We start from the raw sequence: 23,103 nt of genomic DNA on the forward strand, positions 1-23,103 counted from the left end.
GGGCGGTCAGGAGGAGAGCTCGCGTTCGAGGGCGACGATGACCTCATCGCACCAGTCGATGAATCCCTCTTCTTGCCGGATGCCGCCGCGCAGCACCAGGTACTGGTGCAGCTTGCGGCCGGTGAGGGTCTCGGGTGCGGGGTAGTAGTCGTCGGCGAATCCGCGGTAGAGCTGCAACTGCGCGAGATGTTCATCGCGGTGCGCTTTCAGTTCGCCGATGATCGCGGCGAGATCGCCGAACTCGGCGGCCCGCAGCTTCACGCCGAGGTCGCTGTGCAGCGGTTGCAACGGGGTGGGGCTCATCGCCCAGTCCGCCAGCACCTTTCGGCCGGACTCGGAGATCGTGTAGAGCTTCTTGTCGGGCCGGCCGTCCTGGCTGACGGATTCGAAACTGACCAGTCCCTCCGAGTGCAGCTTCTTGAGCGTCCGGTAGATCTGCTGATGGGTCGCCGACCAGAAATAGCCGATCGACCGGTCGAACTGCTGGCCGATCTCGTATCCGGTGCCCGGGCGTTCGGCCAGGGAGACGAGGATCGCGTGTTCGAGCGCCATGCCCCGAACCTAACACCGCACCTCCGCACTATGCAACAGCGTGTATATGAACGCGGTTGCATAGTGCGGAGGTGGACGGTGGGGTACGTCTACGAACCGGCCAGCGCGGCGACTCCCAACCACACCAGGGCGATCACCTTCACCAGCTCAAGCCCCACATAGACGAAGTGGGTCCGGCTGCGAGGTCCCTCATGCCCGGCGAGGACCTGATCGGAGCGCCGGGTCAGCATCGGGCGTACGCCGACGAGCTGGACGACGAGGGCGATGACCGCGACGCCGGCGGTGACCGGGACGGCAGCCCCCGTCCAGCCACCGGCGACGACGGCGGCCACCACGACGATCGCGCAGATCGCTTCAACGGTGTTGAGCGCACGGAACACCAGGCGGCCGATGCCCAGTCCGATCGGGATCGTCACCCCGGGTGCCCGGAACTTCAGCGGCGCCTCGATGAACGAGATCGCGATGACCATGCCGAGCCAGAGGAAGGTCACGGCGATGAGCACCGCCGCCGGGGTGCTCATCGGGCACCGGTGCGCATCAGCTCCGGTCCGAAGGTCTCGTAGTGGATTCGCGATTCGGGAACGTCGCGGTCGAGGAGCTGCCCGCGCATCGCGGACAGGAATCCGGTGGGACCGCACAGCATGACGTGGGCGGCTGTGTCGATCTCGACGTCATCGAGGGACATCGTCCCGACGCGGATCTGTTCGGAGGCGAGATGATCGGCGCCGTCTTCATACCACTGGACCAGCCGTCCGGCGGGCAGTGACTCGACGAGTGCGGCCAGGCGGCCGCGGTGGGGCTGGCGGTTGCGTGACCGGTCGGCGTGCAGGACGGTCACCGGCCGCGGATCGGCGGTCTCGGCCAGAGCGGTCAACAGCCCGATCACCGGCGTGCACCCGATGCCGGCCGACGCCAGGACGACGGGCGAATCATCCTCGGGCAGAACGAGATCGCCGAACGGCATGCTGACATGGAGGCGGTCGCCCTCGAAGACGTGCTCGTGCAGGTGCCCGGACACCTCGCCGGCGAGCTTGACGCTGAACGTCCACCGGGGGTCGGTCGACGCGCCGGTCAGGCTGTACTGGCGGATCTGCCGGGCGCCGTCGGCGAGCGGTACCTGTACCGAGATGTACTGTCCGGGACGGAAAGTCGGCAGATCGCCATCGTCGGCCGCGAGGGTCAGGGCGATGGTGTCGGGAGAGACCTGAGCACGCTCGACGACGCGGACGTCACGCCACACCGCGCCGGGTTTGACCCCCGCCTCGGCATAGAGGCCGGCTTCGGTGGTGATGAGTAGATCGGCCATGTCCCAGTACAACTGGTCCCAGGCGTCGGCGACCGCCGGTGTGACCGCCTCACCGAGTACCTCGATGATCGCCGCGAAGAGGTGCTCGTGCACCACCTCGTACTGGTCGCGCGTGACGCCGAGGGAGGCGTGCTTGTGTGCGATCCGGTCGATGATGAACCGCTGACGGCGGATGTCGGGTTCGAGCTGCAGGGCGGCGAAGGCGGCGATGGATCCGGCCAGCGCCTGCGGCTGTTCGCCGGACTGCTGATGGGTGCGGTTGAACAGGTTGTCGAGCAGGGTGGGGTGGGCGGCGAAGAGCCGGCGGTAGAACGCTGGGGTGATCTCGCCGAGTGCGCCCTGGACCGCGGGCAGGGTGGCGGCCAGCGTCGCGCGCTGTGAGTCGGTGAGCATGGTTGTCTCCGTTTCCTTTTCGAGGGTGGTGGGATTGGACTGTCAGGTGTGGGGTACTAGCGCGCCTGCGTGTGGGACCCGGTCTTCTCGGTGCGTCGGCGCGGTTGCAGGTTGAGCAGGACACCACCGGTCGGCTGGGCGACGAGGTCGACGATGGCGTGCTCGTCGAGGCTGCGGAAGAACGCATTGCGTGCCTGTGCGAGTGCGCCCCGCAGGTGGCAGGCGGCGCGCAGGGGGCACGGTTCCGGACTGTTGCAGTCCACCACCTCGCCGGGGCCCTCCAGTGTCTCGGCGAGCCAGCCGACCCGGGCCGCGCGGCCGAGGTCGGTGATCATGAGACCTCCCGAGCGTCCGCGACGGGAATGGACGACGCCGAGCTCGGACAGCCTACTGACCACCTTGGCCACGTGCGTATAGGGCACGGCCAGTTCGGCGGCCAGGTCCTTGGTGGTGAGAGTCGGTGGGCCAGAAGCGGTCTCGCGAGCAGCGGCCTCCGCGGCGACCAGGCGCATGACGACCCGGAGTCCGATGTCGGTGAACCGGGTGAGTTGCATGGTCTGAGTGAACCATAATTGGCATCTGAGATGCATATTAAAGCCGGGTGATCCCCGTCACCGGGGTGAGTTCGCGACACATCCGGCGCGGGGCGCGGCAGTCCCGCAGACTTGGCGCATGACTGGACCGCAGACCTCCGGATCGCCAACCCCCGATCGGCCTCACACACCCTCCGTCGAACGGGACGACGGGACGCGGTTCTTCGGGTGGCGTCGTATCGACGCGGTCGCGGTCGGGGAGGTGGTGGGTCCGGGTGAGCGGCTCAGTTGGCCACGCACCGTCAGCATCGGACTGCAGCACGTGGTGGCCATGTTCGGGGCGACCTTTCTGGTGCCGGTGCTCACCGGCTTCCCGCCGGCGACCACGCTGCTGTTCTCCGGTATCGGCACGCTGCTCTTCCTGCTGATCACGCGCAACCGGTTGCCGAGCTATCTGGGCTCGAGCTTTGCCATCATCGCGCCGGTGGGCGCGGCGACCGCCTCACACGGGCAGTCCTCGGCGCTGGGTGGCATCGTGTTCGTCGGCGTCGCACTCGTGGTGATCGGTGTGATCAGCCATCTGGCCGGCACCGGCTGGATCGAGGTGCTGATGCCGCCCATCGTGACCGGCACCATCGTCGCGCTCATCGGCCTGAACCTGGCGCCCACTGCCAAGACCAACTACGAGAAGGACGCGATCACCGCCACCGTCGTCCTCGTGTTGCTGGTGTTGTGCGTGGTCGTTTTCCGCGGTCTGCTCGGCCGACTGGCCATCGTCGCCAGCGTGATCCTCGGCTATCTGTTCGCGCTCGCCCGCGGTGAGGTCGACACCGGCCCGATCGGCGCGGCGTCCTGGATCGGGCTGCCCGACTTCCAGACCCCGACGTTCCACCTGTCGGTGATTCCGCTGTTTCTGCCCGTCGTGCTCGTGCTGGTGGTCGAGAACATCGGACACGTGAAGTCGGTGGGCGTCATGACCGGCATCGACTACGACAAGCGCATGGGCCGCGCCCTGGCCGCCCGACGGTCTGGCCACCATTCTCGCGGGCAGCGGCGGCGGCTCGGCGACCACCACCTACGCCGAGAACATCGGGGTGATGGCGGCCACCAAGATCTACTCGACGGCGGCCTACTGGATCGCCGGTGTCGCGGCCGTGCTGCTGGGTCTCTCACCCAAGGTGGGTGCTGTCATCGACTCCATCCCCGCGGGGGTGCTCGGCGGGGTGACCACGGCCCTGTACGGACTCGTCGGCATCATCGGCGTCCACATCTGGGTCAGCAACCGCCTCGACTTCGGGCTCCCGATCAACCAGTTCACCGCGGCCATCCCACTGGTGATCGGCATCGCCGACTTCCAGTGGAAGATCGGCGATCTCGACTTCGGGGGAATCGCGCTCGGCGCGATCGCGGCGCTGGTCATCTTCCACAGCATGAACCTGATCGGCGGGTGGCGCGGCACCGCGGGGGTCACCCGCCGGGCGTGAGTCGCCCGAATGTGCCACCGGCCGGCCCGCGTACCGCACCGCGCGCGTCGTCGGTCCCGGTGAGCGCGTCGAGTAACCGCTCGGCCGCCGTCGCGGCGTCTTCGCGATGGGCGTAGAACTGCCACGCCGGGCCGCCGAAGATCCTGCCCGCCTTGTCGAGCAGATCGTCGGCCTGCTCGGAGTAGGTGTCGGGTTCGCGGTACACATAGAGATCGGGCTGTTGGCCGGTGATGACCTTGACCATGTTGCGAAATGCCGTCGAGCCGGGGTCATCCCAGTAGCCGCCGTGGGCGCCGGGTCCGGAGTCGTAGGTGACCCCGTCCTTGACGTAGGTGCCGGTGTCGAGGCGGGTGTAGCCGGGTGCGGTGTCCGGATCGGAGCCGTGCGGGTTGAACGGCAGCTGCTGGGTCTCCTGGATGATGTCTCCCGGAAAGGTCATCGAGTAGTGGTGGATGTCGGGGTTGTGCGGCCGGTCGAGAATGCCGGTGCCGGCCGACGAGGCGTGAATGATGTTGTCGGCCTTCAATCCCAGTTGTTCGGCGGTCCCGACGATCGAGCCGCCATAGGAGTGTCCGATGTAGGTCCTCGTCGTACCGGGCGCGTGCGTAGCGAGTTCGACGTCGAGTTCGTGCCCGAAACCGACGAGCCGGGGTGCCGTGTCCGCGGCGAATCGTGTCTGCGTTGCTTCGGGGTAGGTCTGGGGAAGATCACCGTCGACATAGACGAAGACCGGACCGCGGGTCTGCTGGGCGAGATTGAACCCGGCCTTGCGGTTGGTCCCGTCGATCGGTGCGGTGCCGGCCATTGTGGTGCCCTTGCCGGGAACGTAGACGGTTGCATTGCGAATCCCGGGCCCCATGCGCCCGATCATCTCCACCGTGCGCCCGTTGCCGGTGTTGTGGAAGACGATGAACTGGCGCGGTGATTGCCGATCGATGGCGCCGGGCACGGGATATGGGTCGTCGACCTGCTCGAGCATGGCGCGCAGGTGGCCGGCGCGCGCACCGTCGCCACGGCCGGCTTGGATCTCGTCGGCCAGCGCATTACGAATGTTGTTCTCGTTGGCGGTGATCCGGTGCTCGAACGGTACGCCGTCGAGGTTGCCCATCGTGTCCGGGTCGGCCTGGATGAGGTGACGGATGTCGTCGGCGCTCATCCGGCTCAGCACCGCGCGCCGCTGATCGGGAGAGAGGTTGCGGAGCATGTGCACCGCCTGATCGGCGTCGATCCGTTCGCCACCGGGAAGGGTGACGTCGGGTTGACCGTTGACCATCCCGGCCAGATCCTCGACCAGGGTGGAGATGCGCCGGCCGTAGGTGTCGTCCGTGGTCGCGACGGTGTCCAACCCGGCACTGATGGTGGCAGCGAATTGTTCTGTGTCCGAGGTGGTCTCACCGTCAGCCAGCGTGACCGCCCCGGTGTCGGACACCGTGAAGCCGAGGAACCGGGCGAGAAAGACATTGTTCAGGACGTGGTCTCGGGCGTAGGCGAGGTCGGTGCCCGCGTCGGCGGCGGCATCGGCGATCTGTTGCAGGACATTGCGCACCTCGTGCGCATGATCCTGCTCCTGCCCGATACGCAACGACGCGGCCCGCTTGGTCGCGCCATACCAGTATCGGGCGTCCTGCACCGCCCGGATCGCGGTATCCAGGCAGTCGTCCAGGGTGTAGGCGGCGCTGCCCACGTTGGCCGCAGCGGCTCCGATCGAGTCGGTATTCCATTGCTGCAGTTGAGAAATGGTCGGACGCATCATCGCTCCTGAAGTTGCAGCAGGCCACCGGCCGCCCCGTGATCGGTAGCGGCGGCCTCGACGTTGAAGGCACGCAGCCGTGCACTCAGGTCACCGAGTCGAGCGCCGATGGACCGGGCCGCATTCTCCGCCGGCTGCTGGACGGCGCGTAGCGCGGCGACGACGCTGCTCGCCGGTCCGGTCGTCGCACCGAGGGTATCGAAGGCGATGCTGTGCACCACGACGTGCTGTTGATGCCAGGTGTCGGCGATCGCGGTGACCTCCTCCTGTTCGATGCCGAAATGGGTGATCGACGTGAAGTTGCTCATGGGAACCTCCATCGGTGTGGCAATGCCACGGTGAACGCGATGACGCCGGATGTCCGGCTGTGAGGTTGGACGTGTGGTGGTTGCACCGGGTTCCGAGGTTCTCCACAGCCGGCGCGATGAGGTCCGGGGCGGACCGGCCGGAGGCCGGCAAAGGTGTCACACCGGCCGGACGCGAGGAGGATGTCACACCGGCCGGAGGCCGGCAAGGATGTCACGGTGCCCCCGGCAGGACTCGAACCTGCGACCTCGGGATTAGAAGGCCCTTGCTCTATCCACCTGAGCTACGGAGGCTTGGGTCGGTGGTCACCACCGGCCGCCTGTTCGATCGTCGACCCAACAGGCAGTTGGAGTCTACGACATGGGTCACCGTCGGGTCGCACGCCTCGGATGGTGCGGCGTGGCCACGATCGGGCACGTCCTACAGTTGAGGGATGACCCGCACGACGCCGCAACCGGCGACCGAGCCGGTTCGCGACTCGATGCGTGAACCGCGCGGAGCCGTCGCCGGAGTGCTCTGGGCAAGCACCTGGATCGCCGCGGTGATGGCGATTGCCGTCACCGGGGTCTCTGCCGTCTCCGCGTTGCAGCTGGCCGGCGTTCCCGATCCCGGCGCGCTGACCACCTATGGCGTGCCCGCGGTGACGGCCATCGGCGAGGTCGCTGCGGCGATCGCGCTCGGGTCGGCGGTGTTCGCCGCATTCTTCGTGCCACCGCAGGGCGACGGCGTACTCGACGTCGGTGGTTTCCGGGCGATCCGGGTCGCGTCGAGCGCCGCGTTGATCTGGGCGATCTGCGCTGTGCTGATGATGCCGTTGTCGGTGTCCAACGTGAGCGGTCAACCGCTGTCCACCACCATGCGGCCGGACAATCTGATCAAGGTGTACGGGCAGGTGGCCGACGTCGGAACGTGGATGTGGACCGCGATCTTCGCGGTTATCGCGGCCGTGGTCGCGCGCGTCACGCTCCGGTGGGGACTCACCTTCATCACCATCGCGTTCTCCGTGCTCAGCCTGATGCCGGTGGCGCTGGCCGGTCATTCGTCGACGGGCGGCAACCATGATCTGGCGACCAACAGCCTGATCCTGCACATCGTCGGGGCCACCTTGTGGATGGGTGGCCTGGCGGCCGTCGTGACCTATGCACTTGCGATGGGCCGGTGGCGTTCCCTCGCGGTGCGACGGTATTCGCGGGTCGCGTTCTGGTGCATCGTGGTGGTGGGTGTCAGTGGCGTCATCAACGCATTGGTCCGGGTGCCGGTGGGTGATCTGTTCAGTGACACCTATGGACGGCTGGTGCTGGCGAAGACGGCGGCGCTGGTGGTGCTCGGCGCGCTGGGGGCGTGGCATCGGCGGTCCACGATCGCCCGGCTCGAGAGCGATCCGCCCGGACGATCGGCATTCGTTCGTTTCGGTCTGGTGGAAGTCGTCGTGTTTGCGCTCACCTTCGGGCTCGCTGTTGGCCTGTCACGCACACCGCCTCCGGACCTGGCGAGCACCGATCTGACGGTCGTGGAGAGTGAGATCGGTTACCGGCTCGACGCGCCGCCGTCGTTCGGCCGGATCATGACCGACTGGCGATTCGACCTCATCTTCGGAACCTTCGCGATCGTTGCCGCCCTGGTCTACCTCCGCGGTGTGGTGCGGTTGCGCCGCCGTGGCGACGGGTGGCCGGTCGGTCGGACGGTGGCGTGGCTGCTCGGGTGTGCGCTGCTGCTTTTCGCGACGTCGTCGGGCCTGGGTCGCTACGGTCCGGCGATGTTCAGCGTGCACATGATCGCGCACATGATGTTGTCGATGATGATCCCGGTCCTGCTGGTCCTCGGCGGCCCGGTCACCCTGGCGTTGCGTGCGCTGCCACCGGCCGGCCGCGGCAATCCGCCGGGCCCGCGAGAATGGATTCAGGCCGCCATCCACAGCGCGCCGTCGCGCTTTTTGACCCATCCGCTCGTCGCCGCGGTGATGTTCGTCGGCAGCTTCTATCTGCTCTACCTGGGCGGACTATTCGAGGCGGTGGTTCCGTATCACGCGGCGCATCTGCTGATGAACCTGCATTTCCTGCTCAGCGGTTATCTCTTCTACTGGCTGGTGATCGGTATCGATCCGGCTCCGCGTCAGGTGTCGCCGGTGGCCAAACTCGGGATCGTCTGGGGCTCGCTGCCGTTCCACGCCTTCTTCGGAGTGGCGTTGATGATGACGAGTGCGGTGATCGCCGAGTCCTACTACCGCGGCCTGAACCTACCGTGGAATTCCGACCTGTACGCCGACCAGCGGGTGGGCGGTGGAATCGCCTGGGCGGCAGGTGAAATACCCCTCGTGGTGATCATGCTCGCGCTGCTGGTGCAGTGGCGACGCACCGATGACCGACAGGCCCGACGCTACGATCGGCGTGCCGAACGCGACCACGACGCCGAACTCGGCGACTACAACGAGATGCTCAAACAACTCAACAGCGGTCGCTGACATCGGCTCGAATCCGCCGAGTTGTCCACAGATCGCGGCGACGAGGCCGTGAGTGCCGGGTGACGGTCGATGCTGTTGTGCAGCCACACATCCCGTGGCCACACAACATGCAGGAGGCCGGACATGTTCGAGACCTACACGACGATCATCGGAACCGTGGTGTCGGAGCCCAAGCGACGACAGACCTCGACGGGGGAGGACGTCATCTCCTTCCGCGTCGCGTGCAACTCCCGTCGCATCGACAAGCGCACCGGGGAATGGACCGACGGGCCCGCGCTCTATCTGACCGTCAGCTGCTGGCGGCGGTTGCTCGTCGGGGTCGCCGAGGCCATCGCCAAGGGGCGCCCGATCATCGCGCACGGCCAGATCAAGACCAACGAGTACCCGATGCCCGACGGATCGCGCCGTAACGACCTGGAGATGACGGCGGTGTCGGTGGGCCTGGATCTGAGTCGCTGCGTGGTGACCTACCGGGGTAACCCGGCATACGAGCGGGTGGTCGATACAGCCGATCGCGAGCAGGTCCAGGTGGCCGGACGGGGCCCGGTGACGCAGGAGGTCGCACGGCCGGCGGCGTGAGGAGACTCGGCACGCGTGCGTGTCGAGTGCGGCGACGATCACGGTCCGGGCTGGTCCTCCGGTCGTTGCCGAACTCGGCACAGTGGGCGCTTCGCGGTACCCCCGTCATCGTGTGGGACTGCACTCGGCGGGCGTACCGACCGACGGGGGACCGCGCATCGCGCCGCTGCGGATAGACTGGACGATCGTTGTGCCATGACGGTTGTCCGGCGTCGGCACGTCGCGCCCTCGACCGGCGGTGACGTCGCGGACGCGTGAGGCGAGAATCGCGAAAAGCAGTAGAGAGGCTGGAACGTGGCTGAATTCATCTACACCATGAAGAAAGTGCGAAAGGCGCACGGCGACAAGGTAATTCTCGACGACGTCACCATGTCCTTCTATCCGGGCGCCAAGATCGGCGTCGTGGGACCCAACGGTGCGGGCAAGTCGTCGATCCTCAAGATCATGGCGGGTATCGATCAGCCGTCCAACGGTGAGGCGTTCCTCGACCCGGAGGCCACCGTCGGCATCCTGCTGCAGGAGCCGCCGCTGAACGAGGAGAAGACGGTCAAGGAGAACGTCGAGGAGGGGATGGGCGAGATCAAGGTCAAGCTCGACCGCTTCAACGAGGTCGCCGAACTGATGGCCACCGACTACTCCGACGAGCTCATGGAGGAGATGGGCAAGCTGCAGGAGGACCTCGACAACGCCGACGCGTGGGACCTCGACTCGCAGCTCGAGCAGGCGATGGATGCGCTGCGCTGCCCGCCCGCGGACTCCCCGGTCACTCACCTGTCCGGTGGCGAGCGACGACGCGTCGCCCTGTGCAAGCTGCTGCTGTCCAAACCCGACCTGCTGCTGCTCGACGAGCCCACCAACCACCTCGACGCCGAGAGCGTGCTGTGGCTCGAGCAGTTCCTCGCGAGCTATCCCGGTGCGGTGCTGGCCGTCACCCACGACCGCTACTTCCTCGATCACGTCGCGGAGTGGATCTGTGAGGTCGACCGCGGCAAGCTGATCCCGTATCAGGGTAACTACTCCACCTACCTGGAGAAGAAGGCCGAACGGCTCGAGGTCCAGGGCAAGAAGGACCAGAAGTTGCAGCGCCGGCTCAAGGAGGAGCTCGCGTGGGTGCGCTCCGGGGCCAAGGCCCGCCAGACCAAGAACAAGGCACGTCTGCAGCGCTATGAGGAGATGGCCGCGGAAGCCGAGAAGACCCGCAAGCTCGACTTCGAGGAAATCCAGATCCCGACGCCACCACGACTGGGTGACGTCGTGGTCGAGGTCAGCCACCTCGACAAGGGGTTCGAGGGTCGGGTGCTGATCAAGGACCTCTCGTTCACGCTTCCGCGCAACGGCATCGTCGGCGTCATCGGCCCCAACGGCGTGGGTAAGACGACCCTGTTCAAGACCATCGTCGGACTCGAGCAGCCCGATTCGGGAACGGTGAAGGTCGGCGAGACGGTCAAACTCAGCTACGTCGACCAGGGCCGGTCCAACATCGATCCCAAGAAGACGGTCTGGGAGGTGGTCTCCGACGGTCTGGACTATATCGAGGTCGGGCAGAACGAGATGCCCTCTCGCGCCTATGTCAGTGCCTTCGGATTCAAGGGCCCCGATCAGCAGAAGCGTTCCGAGGTGCTCTCCGGCGGTGAACGCAACCGGCTCAACCTTGCGTTGACCCTCAAGGAGGGCGGCAACCTGATCCTGCTCGACGAGCCGACCAACGACCTCGACGTCGAGACGCTCGGATCGCTGGAGAACGCCCTGGAGAAGTTCCCCGGATGCGCCGTGGTGATCAGCCACGATCGCTGGTTCCTCGACCGCACCTGTACCCACATCCTGGCATGGGAGGGCAACGTCGAAGAGGGGCAGTGGTTCTGGTTCGAAGGCAACTTCGAGGCCTATGAGGCCAACAAGGTGGAACGCCTCGGCGCCGACGCCGCCCGCCCGCACCGGGTGACCCACCGCAAACTCACCCGCGATTAGGGGGTGGCTTTCGCGGTGCTCTCGATAGCATCGAAGGCGTGACCTCGCTCGCACCGGATGCGGTGAATCGCTATTTCCGACAACGCGCCGACACGTCGGGCGCCGCCGACGATCAGGCTGCCGATCAGGTCCTCGCGCACCTCGACGTCGCGGCCCTCCGGCAGCCCGGGGAGGCGATCGTCGACGTCTCGGGCGGCGATTCGGGGACCATCGACATCGTGGTCGTCAACGACGACATGCCGCATCTGGTGGAGGCGGTCCTCGCGACGGTCGAGGCCCATGACCTCACCGTGGGCCGGATGGATCATCCGGTCATGCCGGTCCAGCGTGCGGATGCGCGGCTGGTCGCCATCGACGACGTCACCGGGGCGGTGTGGGAGTCGTGGATCTTCGTCAGCGGACTCAGCGGACATCCCGGGATCGACGTGGCGCAGTTGCGGACCGATCTGGTCGAGGTGGTCGGCCGCGTCGCCGACGTGGACCGCGATGCCGCCGACATGCGCAGCCGATTGACCCGCTGCGCCACCGAGATCTCGCTCGCCCCGGTGCGGGAATCGACCGGCATCCGGGCCACCGATCGATACGAGTACGCGAAACTTCTCGAGTGGTTCGCCGGCAACCACTTCCACCCGTTGGGATATACGCGGATCGGCACCGACGGGCCGTCGGGTACCGACGACCGCCGCGGGTTGTGGCGGACCGACGCGGTGCGTCGGGACTTCCCGGCGGTGTCGAGCGCACCCCTGCTGCCGCGGGTGTGCCGGGTGCACGTCGAAACCGGTATCCAGCGATCCAATTTCCCTGTTCTGCTGCAGATTCCGGCGTTCGACCGGCACGGCAACTACGACGGCGAACACCGCTTCCTCGGCGCCTTCACGTCCTCGGGACTGCATCAGACGGTGCTCGACGTCCCGGTGCTGCGGGTGAAGGTGCATGACGTCCTCCAGCGGGCGGGCGTCGACGAGGATTCGTTCGCCGGGCAGTCGATGATCGAACTGCTGCAGAACTATCCGCTGGTGGAGATGTTCTCCTCCACCGAGGTCGAACTGTCCCGCCGGGTCAGTGAGATGCTCGACGCCGTCGCCACGCGCTCGTTGCGCCTGTTCGTGCGGACCAACCCCGACGGGCACACCGCCGTCGCGCTCATCTACCTCCCGCGCGACCGCTACAACACCGCCTCGCGACTGGCGCTGGAGAATGCGCTCGTGGAGGTACTCGGCGGAACCGATCTGGAGTACACGGCACGGGTCAGCGAGATGCCCCTGGCGTTGCTGCAGGTGATGGTCCGCATCGATTCCGACACCGCGCGCCGCCTCGGCTCCCTCGACACCGGGTCGCCGGCGCACGAGAAGATGCAGGCCACCCTGGCCGAGGCGATCCGTGGGTGGGACGAGCGGGTTCGAGAACTCGCGACGAGCACCGAGTTCGCCGATCTCGTCGGTGACGACCCGGATACCCTATTGCGTCAGCTCCCGGGGCTGGCCGACCTCTACAAGGAGCAGCGGGAGCCGCGGGCGGCGGTCGAGGACCTCAGCCGGATCCTGCGCCTGGGCCCCGGACAGATCGCGGTCACCCTGCGCTCCGATCGCGACGGCGACCACCTGGTGGACAGTCGCTGGGTGTTCACCCTGTACCTGTGCGGGAAGTCGGCGACGCTCACCGACGTGCTGCCGGTTCTGCACAGCCTTGGCCTCGAGGTCCTCGACGAGCATCCCTACGAGATCCGGCGAGCCGACGGAATCATCTGCTGGGCATACGAATTCGGGGTCTCACTGGCCGCCGGTATGTCGGTGGACGCTGATGCCGTCGACGATCTCGATGCCCGTTTCACCGATGCGTTCCGGCAGATCTGGCTCGCGGCCGCCGAGGTGGATGCCTTCAACGAACTCGTCATCCGCTGTGGTCTGGACTGGCGTAGTGCGGCCATGCTGCGGGCCTATGCGCGCTATCTGCGCCAATGCGGATTCTCCTACAGCACAACGCATGTCGCTCACACGCTGGGGGAGTATCGTGAGGTGACCCGCGGTCTGGTGGAGGTCTTCACGGCGTCCTTCGACCCGGCGTCGGCCGATGACACGGTTCGCGAGAACGCGCTGTCACGGCTGCGGTCCGCGGTGGGTGCGGTGCTCGGCCTCGACGCCGACCGCATCGTGTCGGCGCTGGCGGCGGTCGTCACGGCGACGTCGCGCACCAACTACTTCGTCACCGACCCCGACGGTGCCCGGCGACCCGTGATGTCGTTCAAACTGCGGCCCCGCGACATCCCGCAAACCCCCGAACCCCGGCCGCTGCACGAGATCTTCGTCTACTCACCGCGCGTGGAGGGTGTGCACCTGCGGTTCGGCGCGGTGGCGCGTGGCGGATTGCGCTGGTCGGATCGTCGCGAGGATTTCCGGACCGAGGTTCTCGGTCTGGTGAAGGCGCAGGCGGTGAAGAATGCGGTGATCGTCCCGGTGGGCGCCAAGGGCGGTTTCGTGGTGAAACGCCCGCCCGCGGGCACCGGCGATGCCGTCACCGATCGCGACGCGCAGCGCGAGGAGGGCATCGCCTGCTACCGGCAGTTCATCTCCGGAATGCTCGACATCACCGACAACATCGACCGCTCGAGTGGCGCGGTCATACCGGCGCAGTCGGTGGTGCGTCGCGACGGCGACGACACCTACCTCGTGGTGGCCGCCGACAAGGGCACCGCAGCGTTCTCCGACATCGCCAATGACGTTGCGGCACAGTATGGTTTCTGGCTCGGCGATGCTTTTGCGTCGGGCGGTTCGGCCGGATATGACCACAAGGCGATGGGTATCACCGCGCGCGGTGCGTGGGAATCGGTGAAACGGCACTTCCGTGAACTCGGGGTGGACACGCAGACGCAGGACTTCACCGTCGTCGGGATCGGCGACATGAGCGGTGACGTCTTCGGCAACGGGATGTTGCTCTCCGAACACATCAGGTTGGTCGCCGCCTTCGACCACCGGCACATCTTCGTCGATCCGCAACCCGACGCCCCCGGCTCGTTCCGCGAACGATCGAGGTTGTTCGGCCTCCCGCGGTCGTCCTGGGCGGACTACGATTCGTCGCTGATCAGCGCCGGCGGCGGGGTGTGGTCGCGCGACCGCAAATCGATCCCGATCACCCCGCAGATGACCGCTGCCCTCGGACTCGACGACGGCGTCGAGGAACTCTCGCCGCCCGACCTCATCCACGCGATCCTGCAGGCGCCGGTGGACCTGCTGTGGAACGGTGGCATCGGCACCTACGTGAAGGCGAGTACCGAGTCCGACGCCGACGTGGGGGACAAGTCCAACGACGCGATCCGGGTCAACGGAGATCAGGTGCGCGCCAAGGTCATCGGGGAGGGTGGCAACCTCGGCGTCACCGAGCGCGGCCGCATCGAGTTCGACCTCGCCGGTGGTCGCATCAACACCGACGCCCTGGACAATTCGGCGGGGGTGGACTGCTCCGACCACGAGGTCAACATCAAGATCCTGCTCGATTCGGTGGTCTCCACCGGTGAGCTGCCTGCCGACGAGCGCGATCAGCTGCTCGAGTCGATGACCGACGAGGTCGCCGATCTCGTTCTCGCCGACAACATCTCGCAGAACGCCGAACTCGGATTCAGCCGCACCTATGAGATCGACCGGTCCGAGGTGCACGCGCGGATGCTGCACCAGATGGCACGCGAACGTGGGGTCGACCTGCGTCTGGAGGCGTTGCCCGATGCCGCCGAATTGCGCAAAAGGCTACGCGGCGAAGGACATCGGGGACTGACCTCACCGGAGTTGGCGACCCTGATGGCCCACGTGAAGCTACTCGCCAAGGCCGATCTGCTGGCCAGTGACCTACCGGACAACGACGTCTTCGACGCACGGGTGGGCCGGTACTTCCCGCGTCGGCTCGCCGACGAGTACAGCTCGGCGATCCGCGCGCATCGACTGCGGCGGGAGATCGTGACCACGACACTCGTGAACGATGTGGTCGACCAGGCCGGGATCACCCACCTGTTCCGCCTCGGCGAGGGGACGGGTGCCGGCACGGAGGAGAGTGTCCGTGCCTACGTGGTCGCCAACAAGGTGTTCGGTCTGTCGGACCTGTTCGGCCGGATCGGCCGCAGCGCGGCGCCGGCGGCAACCGTCGACGAGATGATGCTCTACGCTCGTCGGCTCCTGTTCCGTGCCTCCCGCTGGATGCTCGCCTTCCGGCCCCAGCCGCTTGCCATCGCCGCCGAGATCACCCGTTACACCGAGCGCGTGACCCAACTCTCGACGGTGATGGGCGGCTGGTTCGGGGCCAGTTCGGCGCGCGACGTCGACGAGCGTGCGGCCTCCTACCGTGAGCGTGGCGTCCCCGACGACGTCGCCGGCGAGGTGGCCATGAGCCTGCATCGGTTCTGCCTGCTGGACATCATCGACTCCGCCGAGATCGCCGACCGCGACCCCGCAGAGGTCGGTGAACTCTACTTCGCGGTGATGGAGCACTTCGGACTCGAGCAACTGCTGACCGCGGTGTCGGACCTCGATCGGGGTGACCGCTGGCACGCCCTGGCCAGACTGGCCTTGCGCGACGACATGCACGGGGCGCTGCGGGCGATCACGTTGAAGATCCTGGAGGTCAGTGAGCCCGACGAATCCTCGGCGGAGAAGATCGACGAATGGGAGTCGTCACAGTCCTCGCGGCTGGGGCGTGTGCGGACCGTGTTGGCCGAGATCACCGACTCGGGTACGCAGGACCTCGCGACCCTGTCGGTCGCGGCGCGTCAGCTCCGCAGCATGATCCGGTGATCGGTGTGATGGGTGTGATCGGAAAGGGGAGAAGTGCTCGTCGAGGATGAGGGTGTCGCCACCGAGCGCGGCTATGTGGTCGCCGTGCCGGTGCGATGCTCGGACATGGATGTGTTCGCGCACGTCAATCATGCCCGGATGGTGACCTTGATCGAAGAGGCGCGGATACCGTGGCTGTTCTACGACGAGCGTCCGACGGCCCAACTCCGCCATGGCTGCGTGGTCACCGACCTGCACATGAAGTATCAGCAGCAGATCCGTCACGATGAGGGGCCACTGGAGGTGACGATGTTCGTGACGCAGTTGCGCGCAGTCGATTTCACGGTTGGCTACGAGATTCGGCCGCGGGGGCGCACCGGTGGTGCGACCTCCACGCACAGCAAACCGGCCGTCGTGGCCAGCACCCAGCTGGTGTCCTTCGACGTCGATGCCCAGCGCCTGCGGCGGCTCACCCCGGCCGAGAAGGACTACCTGTCGCGGTTCGTTCGTACCGACGACGCGGCCGGTGCGATACGCGGAGCGTCCGCGCGGTGAGTCTCGACGAGCGATTCATCTCGGTCAGCGGCGGCGACCGCAGCGACACCATCGCGTTTCTCGCGCATGCGATCCGGCTCGACGACGCCGCCGTCGTCCGGGTCACGGCTCGTCCGGACGGCCTGATCGCGCTGTGGACACACACCGGATTCGACGTTCTCGCAACACGTTCGGTGGTGGGCACGATGGCACCGGCCGACCTCGTCTGTGATGCCACGACGCTGCACGCGGTGCTCGGTTCCCCGGCGTCCGGCCCCGCGGACCCGGGGTTCGCGATGGACAGCGCCTGGCGGGGCGCGCTACCGCCGGGCACCGGCTTCACTCACGTCGATGACGTACCCGCGCGCAGTGTCGTCGAACTCTCCCGGGACGGAGCGCGTCTGGCCCGTTCTGAGGGCAGCGCGCACGGGCCGGCCACCGGACTGCTCGATCAGGACGTGCTGACGGTGTCCGCCGACGACGATTCGGTACGCGCGAACATCACGATGCGTTCGGTCTTCGCACTCACCGGCATGGGCTTCATCCGCGACGCCGGGGGCCGGGCGGTCACCGAGACCTCGGACACCGAGAAGATCGATCCGGCCGAGCCGGTGCGAATCCGGTTGTCGGCCAGCTGGATTAGGATCGACGCCCGGTACGGCTCGGTCTATCAGCGCCGCCACCGCGACCTCTCGGTGACCGTGCTCTGAGCGACCCCGCTTCTCGTGGATTCAGATCAGCCACGCCGCCGAGTTCGGTGGTAGCTGTCCCTCGACGAGCGGAATGCTCGTGAGCAGCAGTTCGCCCGGCGGCAGCGGGACCGGTGCATCGCTCGCGTTGAGTGCGCAGATGAGATGCCCCTGCGACCGGCGGAACGCCAGACACCCCGGCGGTGCGTCATACCATTCGACCGTGTCACCGGTGAATTCTTCTCGCTCATAACGCATTTCGATGGCCTGGCGGTAGAGCGACAGTGTCGAGTGCACATCTTCGAGCTGAGCCTCGACGGTCAACGGCGCCCACGAGTCGGGGATCGGAAGCCAGGTCGTGTCGGCAGTGGAGAAGCCGAACGGCGGTGCGGTGCCCTCCCACGGCAGTGGAACGCGGCATCCGTCGCGGCCGCGTTCGGTGTGACCTGAGCGCTCCCACACAGGATCGGTCAGCGCGTCGTCGGGCAGATCCACGTTGGGCAGGCCGAGTTCGGCGCCGTTGTAGATGAAAACACTGCCCGGCAGGGCCATCTCGACGAGCAGCATGGCGCGTGCACGATGGACACCGAGCGTGAGATCGTCACCGCCGTAACGGGTGACCTCACGTTCCACATCGTGGTTGGACAACGTCCAGGTGGGTGTGCCGCCGACCGACAGCACCGATTCGAGTGAGTTCTCGATTGCCGCACGGATGGCGGCCGGGTCGAAATCGGCTTTGGCGAGCCGGAAGTTGAAGCCCAGGTGCAGTTCATCCGGACGGAGGTACTCGGCGAAGCGTTCGTTGTCATCGACCCAGATCTCGCCGACGTTGGCGGCGCCCGGATACTCGTCGATGACCTTGCGGATCCGTCGGTGGATCTCGTGCACCGCATAGTTGTTGAACCGCGGATCGTCGTCGTCGTTCTGCAGCAGCGTCGTGTTCGTCAGATCCATGTCGGGCAGGTCGGCGGGTTTGGCCATTCCATGCGCGACGTCGATCCGGAATCCGTCCACGCCACGGTCCAGCCAGAACCGCAGGGTGGTCTCGAGGTCGGCGAAGACCTCGGGATTCTCCCAATTCAGATCCGGCTGCTCGGCGGCGAAGATGTGCAGGTACCACTGGCCGGGAGACCCGTCGGCCTCGGTGACCCTGGTCCAGGCCGGGCCGCCGAAGACGCTGTGCCAGTTGTTGGGTGGGTCGTCACCGTTGTCGCCGAGACCGTCCCGGAAGATATAGCGGGCCCGCTCGGGACCGTCGGGTTCGCCGGCGAGGGCCGCCACGAACCACGGATGCTGATCGCTGGTGTGATTGGGCACCAGGTCCATGGTGACGCGGATGTCGCGGTCATGGGCCTCGGCGATCAGCGCGTCGAAGGTCTCGACGTCGCCGAAGAGCGGGTCGATGTCGCGGGGATCGGCGACGTCGTATCCGTGATCGGCCATCGGGGACCGCATGATGGGACTGAGCCAGAGGGCGTCCACACCGAGCAGTTCGAGGTAACCGAGTTTGTCGATGATCCCGGCGAGATCGCCGACACCGTCGCCGTCGAGATCAGAGAACGAGCGCGGATAGATCTGATAGAAGACCGCCGACCGCCACCAGTGCGTGTTGTCGGGGTCGAGCTGACCGGCCCCGGGCGGGGGTGGCGGAGCCGCGGTGGCGGGTGTGTCGTCGGCGAACTCGGGATGACCGGTCTCGTCGGTGGGTGCTTCGGCCTCTGGTTCGGCCACCCCCTCGATCCCGGGCTCGTCGGTTCGCACCTCGGCTCCGGGTTCGGCCACTGGCTCGTCCTGGGCCACCGACACCGTCTCGTCGGGCGTGGATTCCTCGGCGGAGTCGTCGGGGAGGTGTTCGGGATCGGCGTCGATGTCACCGGAGGCCCCCGTCGTTGCCCCCGTGGTGTCGGCGGTCCCCGAACCGCTCACCTGTGCTTCTGCCGGTTCGTCAGCATTCGCTTCGGCATCGGTGTGCGCTCCGCCGGGCAGGTCGGTGTCACCATGCTCGGCGGGGACATCATCAGGTGTCTCATCGCTCACTCTGGTCATTCTGCCTTACCTGGGTTTTCGGTGAGAAATCCAGGTCAGTCGGCGCGTCGCAGGCCGGATCGGCGTGTCGCGGGGCGCCGGCGCTCAGAACGGCGAGTTCATCAGCGATTGGGCGGCCATCTCCATGTAGTCGGTGAGCGCTCGCCGATGCTCCGCGTCCAGGGTGTCGTCGTCGATCGAGGCGATCGCCGTGTGCATACAGCGCAGCCAGGCGTCCCGCTCGATCGGACCGACCCGGAAGGGGTGGTGTCGCATGCGCAGGCGCGGATGGCCGCGCTCCTCGGAGTAGGTGCGCGGACCACCCCAGTACTGCTCGAGGAACATCCGGAGCCGACGCTCGGCGGGCCCCAGGTCCTCCTCCGGGTACAGCGGACGGAGCACCTCGTCGGCGGCGACCTGCTGATAGAACACCTCGGTGATCCGACGGAAGGTCTCGGCACCGCCGACCTCGTCATAGAAGGTGCCCTGCCGGTCGGTTCCGGGTGACCCGTTCCCGGCGGGGACGTTACCGACGGGCTGTGCACCGCCGGGGACCTCTGGACTCATGTATTCCCACCTTTCGTCCCACCATTGTCCCCACCGGTGGTGTCCGCGGCCAACGCCGCTGCCGAGGTACCCGACTGACCTGCGGGGACAGCCGAATTTCTCGTGCACGCCGCCGCATTCCGTGGTGAACTGTGACCACGTCCGGTGACGGCGGGAGGCGCAATGGCACGCAACGCACATCAGAGAAGTCATCGTGTCCGGGTACTGCGGCCGGCCGGTGACCACGACGCGCCGCCGCCCAGCGTCGAGCGGCCGGGTGCGATGTGGGGGCGGCGCCGGGTGCTGTTGCTCAACGCCACCTACGAGCCGTTGACGGCGATCTCCATCCGACGCGCCGTCGTCCTGATCCTGCGTGAACGCGCCGACATCATCCACGCCGATGACGGCGGCCTCGCCGTCCATTCGGCACAGACCACCGTCCCGGTGCCGTCGGTGATCCGGCTGCGCACCTACGTGCGTGTCCCGTACCGGGCGGTGGTGCCGATGACGCGCACCGCGCTGATGCGGCGCGACCGGTTCCGCTGTGCCTACTGCGGAGGACGGGCCACGACGATCGATCACGTAGTGCCGCGCAGCCGCGGCGGCCAGCACGGCTGGGACAACTGCGTGGCCTGCTGTGCGGGGTGTAACCACCGCAAGGCGGACCGGCTGCTCGGTGAGCTCGGCTGGACGTTGCGAACCGTCCCGATCGTCCCCAAGGGCGGGCACTGGCGGTTGCTGGCCTCCGTCAAGGAGATCGATCCGGCCTGGGAGCGATACCTCGACGCCGGGGCGGCGTGAGCCACATGTGAGCCGCCGGGAGGATCTACGACGCACTGTAGGGGTCCGCTGCGCCGGAGCCGTACAGGTGGGCTAGATTGTTTTCACGACCTGCGTCGGAGACCTGGTCTCAGCGTGATCCGGTGCAGATGCAACCGATCGAAAGGGTGGCATGGACATCGACAGCCTGATCGTCCCCATCGGAGTGCCCGTCACGGCTCTGACGGTTCTGTTCGTCGTGCTCTGCGTCGTGTCGATGGCGTATTCCTTCGGCGTCAAGTACCCGAAGGTGAAGCGTTACGACCTCGACCAGACGTGGGAGCACGCACCGCTGCTGTTCAGCGCCACGGAGATCGAACCGATGGCGCTGCCGCGGCACGCGGAAGCCGGCGATGTGGATGGAGGTTCGGCAAGTGGCAAGTGGTGAGCTGACACAGCACGGGTCGCACGCTGAACTGACGGCGACGTCGCCGGGTGCGCTTCCCCTGGGCACGGTGATCACGAACAGCGGACGCGTGTCGGCCGCCCGGTATCCGGGGCAGACGCCGAGTACCCCGCCGTTCAGTCGTGACGAACTCATCGCCCTCGATGACACGCTCAAAGCGGCCAGCGAGAAGGCCCTCGTGCGATTCTCGGTCTATCTCGGCGATCTGGGTGCCGAGCCGGTCGTGGCCGCACGCGAGGTGCTCGCGAAGGCACCCGAACCGGCGCACGGCGCGCTGCTCGCGGTCTCGCCGAATTCCCGTGACGTCGTGGTGGTCTCGGGTGCGGCGGTCGCCGACCGTCTCAACGACCGGGTGGCCGCACTCGGCGTCACCGCCGCGGTAACCGGGTTCCGGCAGGGACAGCTGATCGACGGAATCATCGCCGCCCTGCGGGTGATGGCGACGGCTGCCGCGTCGAACTGACCAGACACACCGAACCGAACGCGAACGCCCCCACCGATTTCGGTGGGGGCGTTCGCGTTACCGGGTCACGACCCTCAGGTCAGTGGGTGACGAGCTGCTTGGACCGGTCGTCGGCCGCGGCGGGTAGATGATCGAGGTCGTCGTCGACCATGTCCGACTCGTTGAACGGATTCCGGCCGGACAGCACGTCCTCGACTCGCTCCTTGTCCACCGTGCGGGTCCACGACCCGACCAGCATGGTGGCCACCGCGTTGCCGGAGAAGTTGGTGAGTGCGCGGGCCTCGGACATGAAACGGTCGATGCCGACGATGATCGCCACACCCCCGAGCATTTCCGGTCGGTGCGCCTGCAGTCCGCCGGCCAGAGTGGCCAGACCGGCGCCGGTGACACCCGCAGCACCCTTGGACGCGATGATCATGAACGCCAGCAGGCCGATCTGCTCACCGATGGACAGGGGGTCGCCCATCGCGTCGGCAATGAAGATCGAGGCCATCGTCAGGTAGATGGCGGTGCCATCGAGATTGAACGAGTACCCGGTCGGAACCACCACACCAACGGTGGTCTTCTCCACGCCCAGGTGCTCCATCTTCGCGATCAGGCGCGGCAGCGCCGACTCCGACGACGAGGTCGCGACGATCAGCAGGTACTCGCGGGCGAGGTAGCGCACCAGGCGGAAGATCGAGACGCCGGCCATGGTGCGCAGCAGCACGCCGAGGATGCCGAACACAAAGATCACGCACGTGATGTAGAAGGCGAGCATCAGGACGGCGAGCTGCTTGACCGCCTCCCACCCGGTCTGGCCGACGACATTGGCGATGGCGCCGAAAGCGCCGATCGGGGCCAGCCACAGGATCATGGTGAGGACCTTGAAGACGAGCTTCTGGAAGTAGGCGACCGCGGTCAGGATCGGCTCGCCGGTGCGGCCCATGCCCTGGATCGCGAAACCGACCAGCAGCGCCACGAACAGGGCCTGCAGCACACTGCCCGCGGTGAGCGCGGAGACCAGCGTCTCCGGGATGATGCCCTGGATGAAGTCCAGTGTGCCGCCGGCCTCGTGCGCCTTCTCGGCGTACTCGGCGCCCTTGTCGGCGTTCGCCGTGATGTTGAGGCCCTCGCCCGGCTTGATCAGGTTGCCCACGACCAGGCCGATCGCGAGGGCGACCGTCGACATCACCAGGAAATAGACGAACGCCAATCCGCCCACCTTGCCGACCGTGGCGGCCTTGCGGACCGATCCGATGCCCAGCACGATCGTGCAGAAGATGACGGGTGCGATCATCATCTTGATCAGCGCCACGAACATGTCACCGAGGAACGCGAGGTCCTGACCGAAGTCCGGCCAGAAGATGCCCACCGCGACACCGGCGATCACCGCGACGATGACCGCGATGTAGAGCCAGTGTGTGCGGTCGCGTTTCTCCACCCGGTTCTCCAGTGGGGGTTCGCTCGACCGGTCGGTTTCTCGAGATCTGAAACTCATCGGACTCCTGCCTTTCATCGACACGCGTACACCGAGCGGAAACTCGGATGTGGTT

The 23,103-nt window shown here is 66.8% G+C and carries 18 protein-coding genes, 1 tRNA gene and 1 pseudogene; 10 read left to right on the forward strand and 10 right to left on the reverse strand.

The window, feature by feature from the left end; translation table 11 throughout:
- Positions 1-6 precede the first annotated feature (6 nt).
- From GBRO_RS09975 to GBRO_RS09990, 4 genes are all read right to left on the reverse strand, one after another.
- Positions 7-552, reverse strand: coding sequence for a PadR family transcriptional regulator (locus tag GBRO_RS09975; protein WP_012833828.1), 546 nt, complete (start codon positions 550-552; stop codon positions 7-9).
- An 89-nt stretch (positions 553-641) separates the two neighbouring features.
- Positions 642-1,073 carry a hypothetical protein gene (locus GBRO_RS09980; RefSeq protein ID WP_012833829.1) on the reverse strand — a complete coding sequence of 144 codons (432 nt, stop codon included), beginning with the start codon at positions 1,071-1,073 and terminating at the stop codon, positions 642-644.
- Entirely contained in the window at positions 1,070-2,251 is a 1,182-nt protein-coding gene (locus tag GBRO_RS09985; protein ID WP_012833830.1) for a globin domain-containing protein, read from the reverse strand. The genes GBRO_RS09980 and GBRO_RS09985 overlap by 4 nt, the downstream gene beginning before the upstream one ends.
- A 56-nt stretch (positions 2,252-2,307) precedes the next feature.
- Positions 2,308-2,805, reverse strand: coding sequence for an RrF2 family transcriptional regulator (locus GBRO_RS09990; protein WP_041919836.1), 498 nt, complete (start codon positions 2,803-2,805; stop codon positions 2,308-2,310).
- 118 nt (positions 2,806-2,923) lie between these two features.
- Here GBRO_RS09990 and GBRO_RS09995 point away from each other — a divergent pair.
- A pseudogene (locus GBRO_RS09995) lies at positions 2,924-4,268 on the forward strand (uracil-xanthine permease family protein).
- Here the strand turns inward: GBRO_RS09995 and GBRO_RS10000 are convergent.
- The 3 genes from GBRO_RS10000 to GBRO_RS10010 all read right to left on the reverse strand — a co-directional run bounded on the left by GBRO_RS10000 (position 4,252) and on the right by GBRO_RS10010 (position 6,617).
- Positions 4,252-6,021, reverse strand: coding sequence for an alpha/beta hydrolase (locus GBRO_RS10000; protein ID WP_227892872.1), 1,770 nt, complete (start codon positions 6,019-6,021; stop codon positions 4,252-4,254). The pseudogene GBRO_RS09995 and the gene GBRO_RS10000 overlap by 17 nt on opposite strands.
- Positions 6,018-6,326, reverse strand: coding sequence for a hypothetical protein (locus GBRO_RS10005; protein ID WP_012833833.1), 309 nt, complete (start codon positions 6,324-6,326; stop codon positions 6,018-6,020). The genes GBRO_RS10000 and GBRO_RS10005 overlap by 4 nt, the downstream gene beginning before the upstream one ends.
- A 217-nt stretch (positions 6,327-6,543) precedes the next feature.
- A tRNA-Arg gene (locus tag GBRO_RS10010) sits at positions 6,544-6,617 on the reverse strand.
- A gap of 140 nt (positions 6,618-6,757) precedes the next feature.
- On the opposite strand from GBRO_RS10010, the gene GBRO_RS10015 reads away from it, so the two are divergent.
- The 6 genes from GBRO_RS10015 (at position 6,758) to GBRO_RS10040 (ending at position 17,330) form a co-directional block, all read left to right on the forward strand.
- Positions 6,758-8,785, forward strand: a complete 2,028-nt coding sequence (locus GBRO_RS10015; RefSeq protein WP_012833834.1) for a cytochrome c oxidase assembly protein — start codon at positions 6,758-6,760, stop codon at positions 8,783-8,785.
- A 123-nt stretch (positions 8,786-8,908) separates the two neighbouring features.
- On the forward strand, positions 8,909-9,364 hold the full coding sequence (locus GBRO_RS10020; RefSeq protein ID WP_012833835.1) for a single-stranded DNA-binding protein: 456 nt from the start codon (positions 8,909-8,911) through the stop codon (positions 9,362-9,364).
- A gap of 294 nt (positions 9,365-9,658) precedes the next feature.
- The gene (gene ettA, locus GBRO_RS10025; RefSeq protein ID WP_012833836.1) at positions 9,659-11,332 is read left to right on the forward strand and encodes an energy-dependent translational throttle protein EttA; all 1,674 of its coding nucleotides are present in this window, start codon (positions 9,659-9,661) and stop codon (positions 11,330-11,332) included.
- Positions 11,333-11,370: 38 nt separating this feature from the next.
- Entirely contained in the window at positions 11,371-16,107 is a 4,737-nt protein-coding gene (locus GBRO_RS10030; protein ID WP_012833837.1) for an NAD-glutamate dehydrogenase, read from the forward strand.
- Positions 16,108-16,140: 33 nt separating this feature from the next.
- Positions 16,141-16,641, forward strand: a complete 501-nt coding sequence (locus GBRO_RS10035) for an acyl-CoA thioesterase (RefSeq protein WP_012833838.1) — start codon at positions 16,141-16,143, stop codon at positions 16,639-16,641.
- A complete protein-coding gene (locus GBRO_RS10040) occupies positions 16,638-17,330 on the forward strand; it encodes a hypothetical protein (protein WP_012833839.1) in 693 nt (230 codons plus the stop codon). The genes GBRO_RS10035 and GBRO_RS10040 overlap by 4 nt, the downstream gene beginning before the upstream one ends.
- Before the next feature lie 21 nt (positions 17,331-17,351).
- On the opposite strand, the gene GBRO_RS10045 is transcribed toward GBRO_RS10040, so the two are convergent.
- Together GBRO_RS10045 and GBRO_RS10050 are read right to left on the reverse strand one after the other, a co-directional pair.
- Positions 17,352-19,355, reverse strand: a complete 2,004-nt coding sequence (locus GBRO_RS10045; RefSeq protein ID WP_172491658.1) for a glycoside hydrolase family 13 protein — start codon at positions 19,353-19,355, stop codon at positions 17,352-17,354.
- Between the two features lie 84 nt (positions 19,356-19,439).
- A complete protein-coding gene (locus GBRO_RS10050) occupies positions 19,440-19,901 on the reverse strand; it encodes a globin (RefSeq protein WP_012833841.1) in 462 nt (153 codons plus the stop codon).
- A gap of 261 nt (positions 19,902-20,162) precedes the next feature.
- Between GBRO_RS10050 and GBRO_RS10055 the strand changes: the two genes are divergently transcribed.
- The 3 genes from GBRO_RS10055 (at position 20,163) to GBRO_RS10065 (ending at position 21,568) form a co-directional block, all read left to right on the forward strand.
- Positions 20,163-20,681 (forward strand): HNH endonuclease, encoded by a 519-nt coding sequence (locus GBRO_RS10055; RefSeq protein ID WP_227892937.1) that lies wholly within the window; start codon positions 20,163-20,165, stop codon positions 20,679-20,681.
- Positions 20,682-20,832: 151 nt separating this feature from the next.
- On the forward strand, positions 20,833-21,087 hold the full coding sequence (gene ctaJ, locus GBRO_RS10060) for an aa3-type cytochrome oxidase subunit CtaJ (RefSeq protein ID WP_012833843.1): 255 nt from the start codon (positions 20,833-20,835) through the stop codon (positions 21,085-21,087).
- Positions 21,074-21,568, forward strand: a complete 495-nt coding sequence (locus tag GBRO_RS10065; RefSeq protein WP_012833844.1) for a DUF5130 family protein — start codon at positions 21,074-21,076, stop codon at positions 21,566-21,568. Before ctaJ ends, GBRO_RS10065 begins: the two co-directional genes overlap by 14 nt.
- Positions 21,569-21,647: 79 nt before the next feature.
- Here GBRO_RS10065 and GBRO_RS10070 read toward each other — a convergent pair whose 3' ends face one another.
- Entirely contained in the window at positions 21,648-23,048 is a 1,401-nt protein-coding gene (locus tag GBRO_RS10070; RefSeq protein WP_012833845.1) for a C4-dicarboxylate transporter DctA, read from the reverse strand.
- Positions 23,049-23,103 lie beyond the last annotated feature (55 nt).

It is taken from the genome of Gordonia bronchialis DSM 43247 (assembly GCF_000024785.1).
Taxonomy (GTDB): domain Bacteria; phylum Actinomycetota; class Actinomycetes; order Mycobacteriales; family Mycobacteriaceae; genus Gordonia; species Gordonia bronchialis.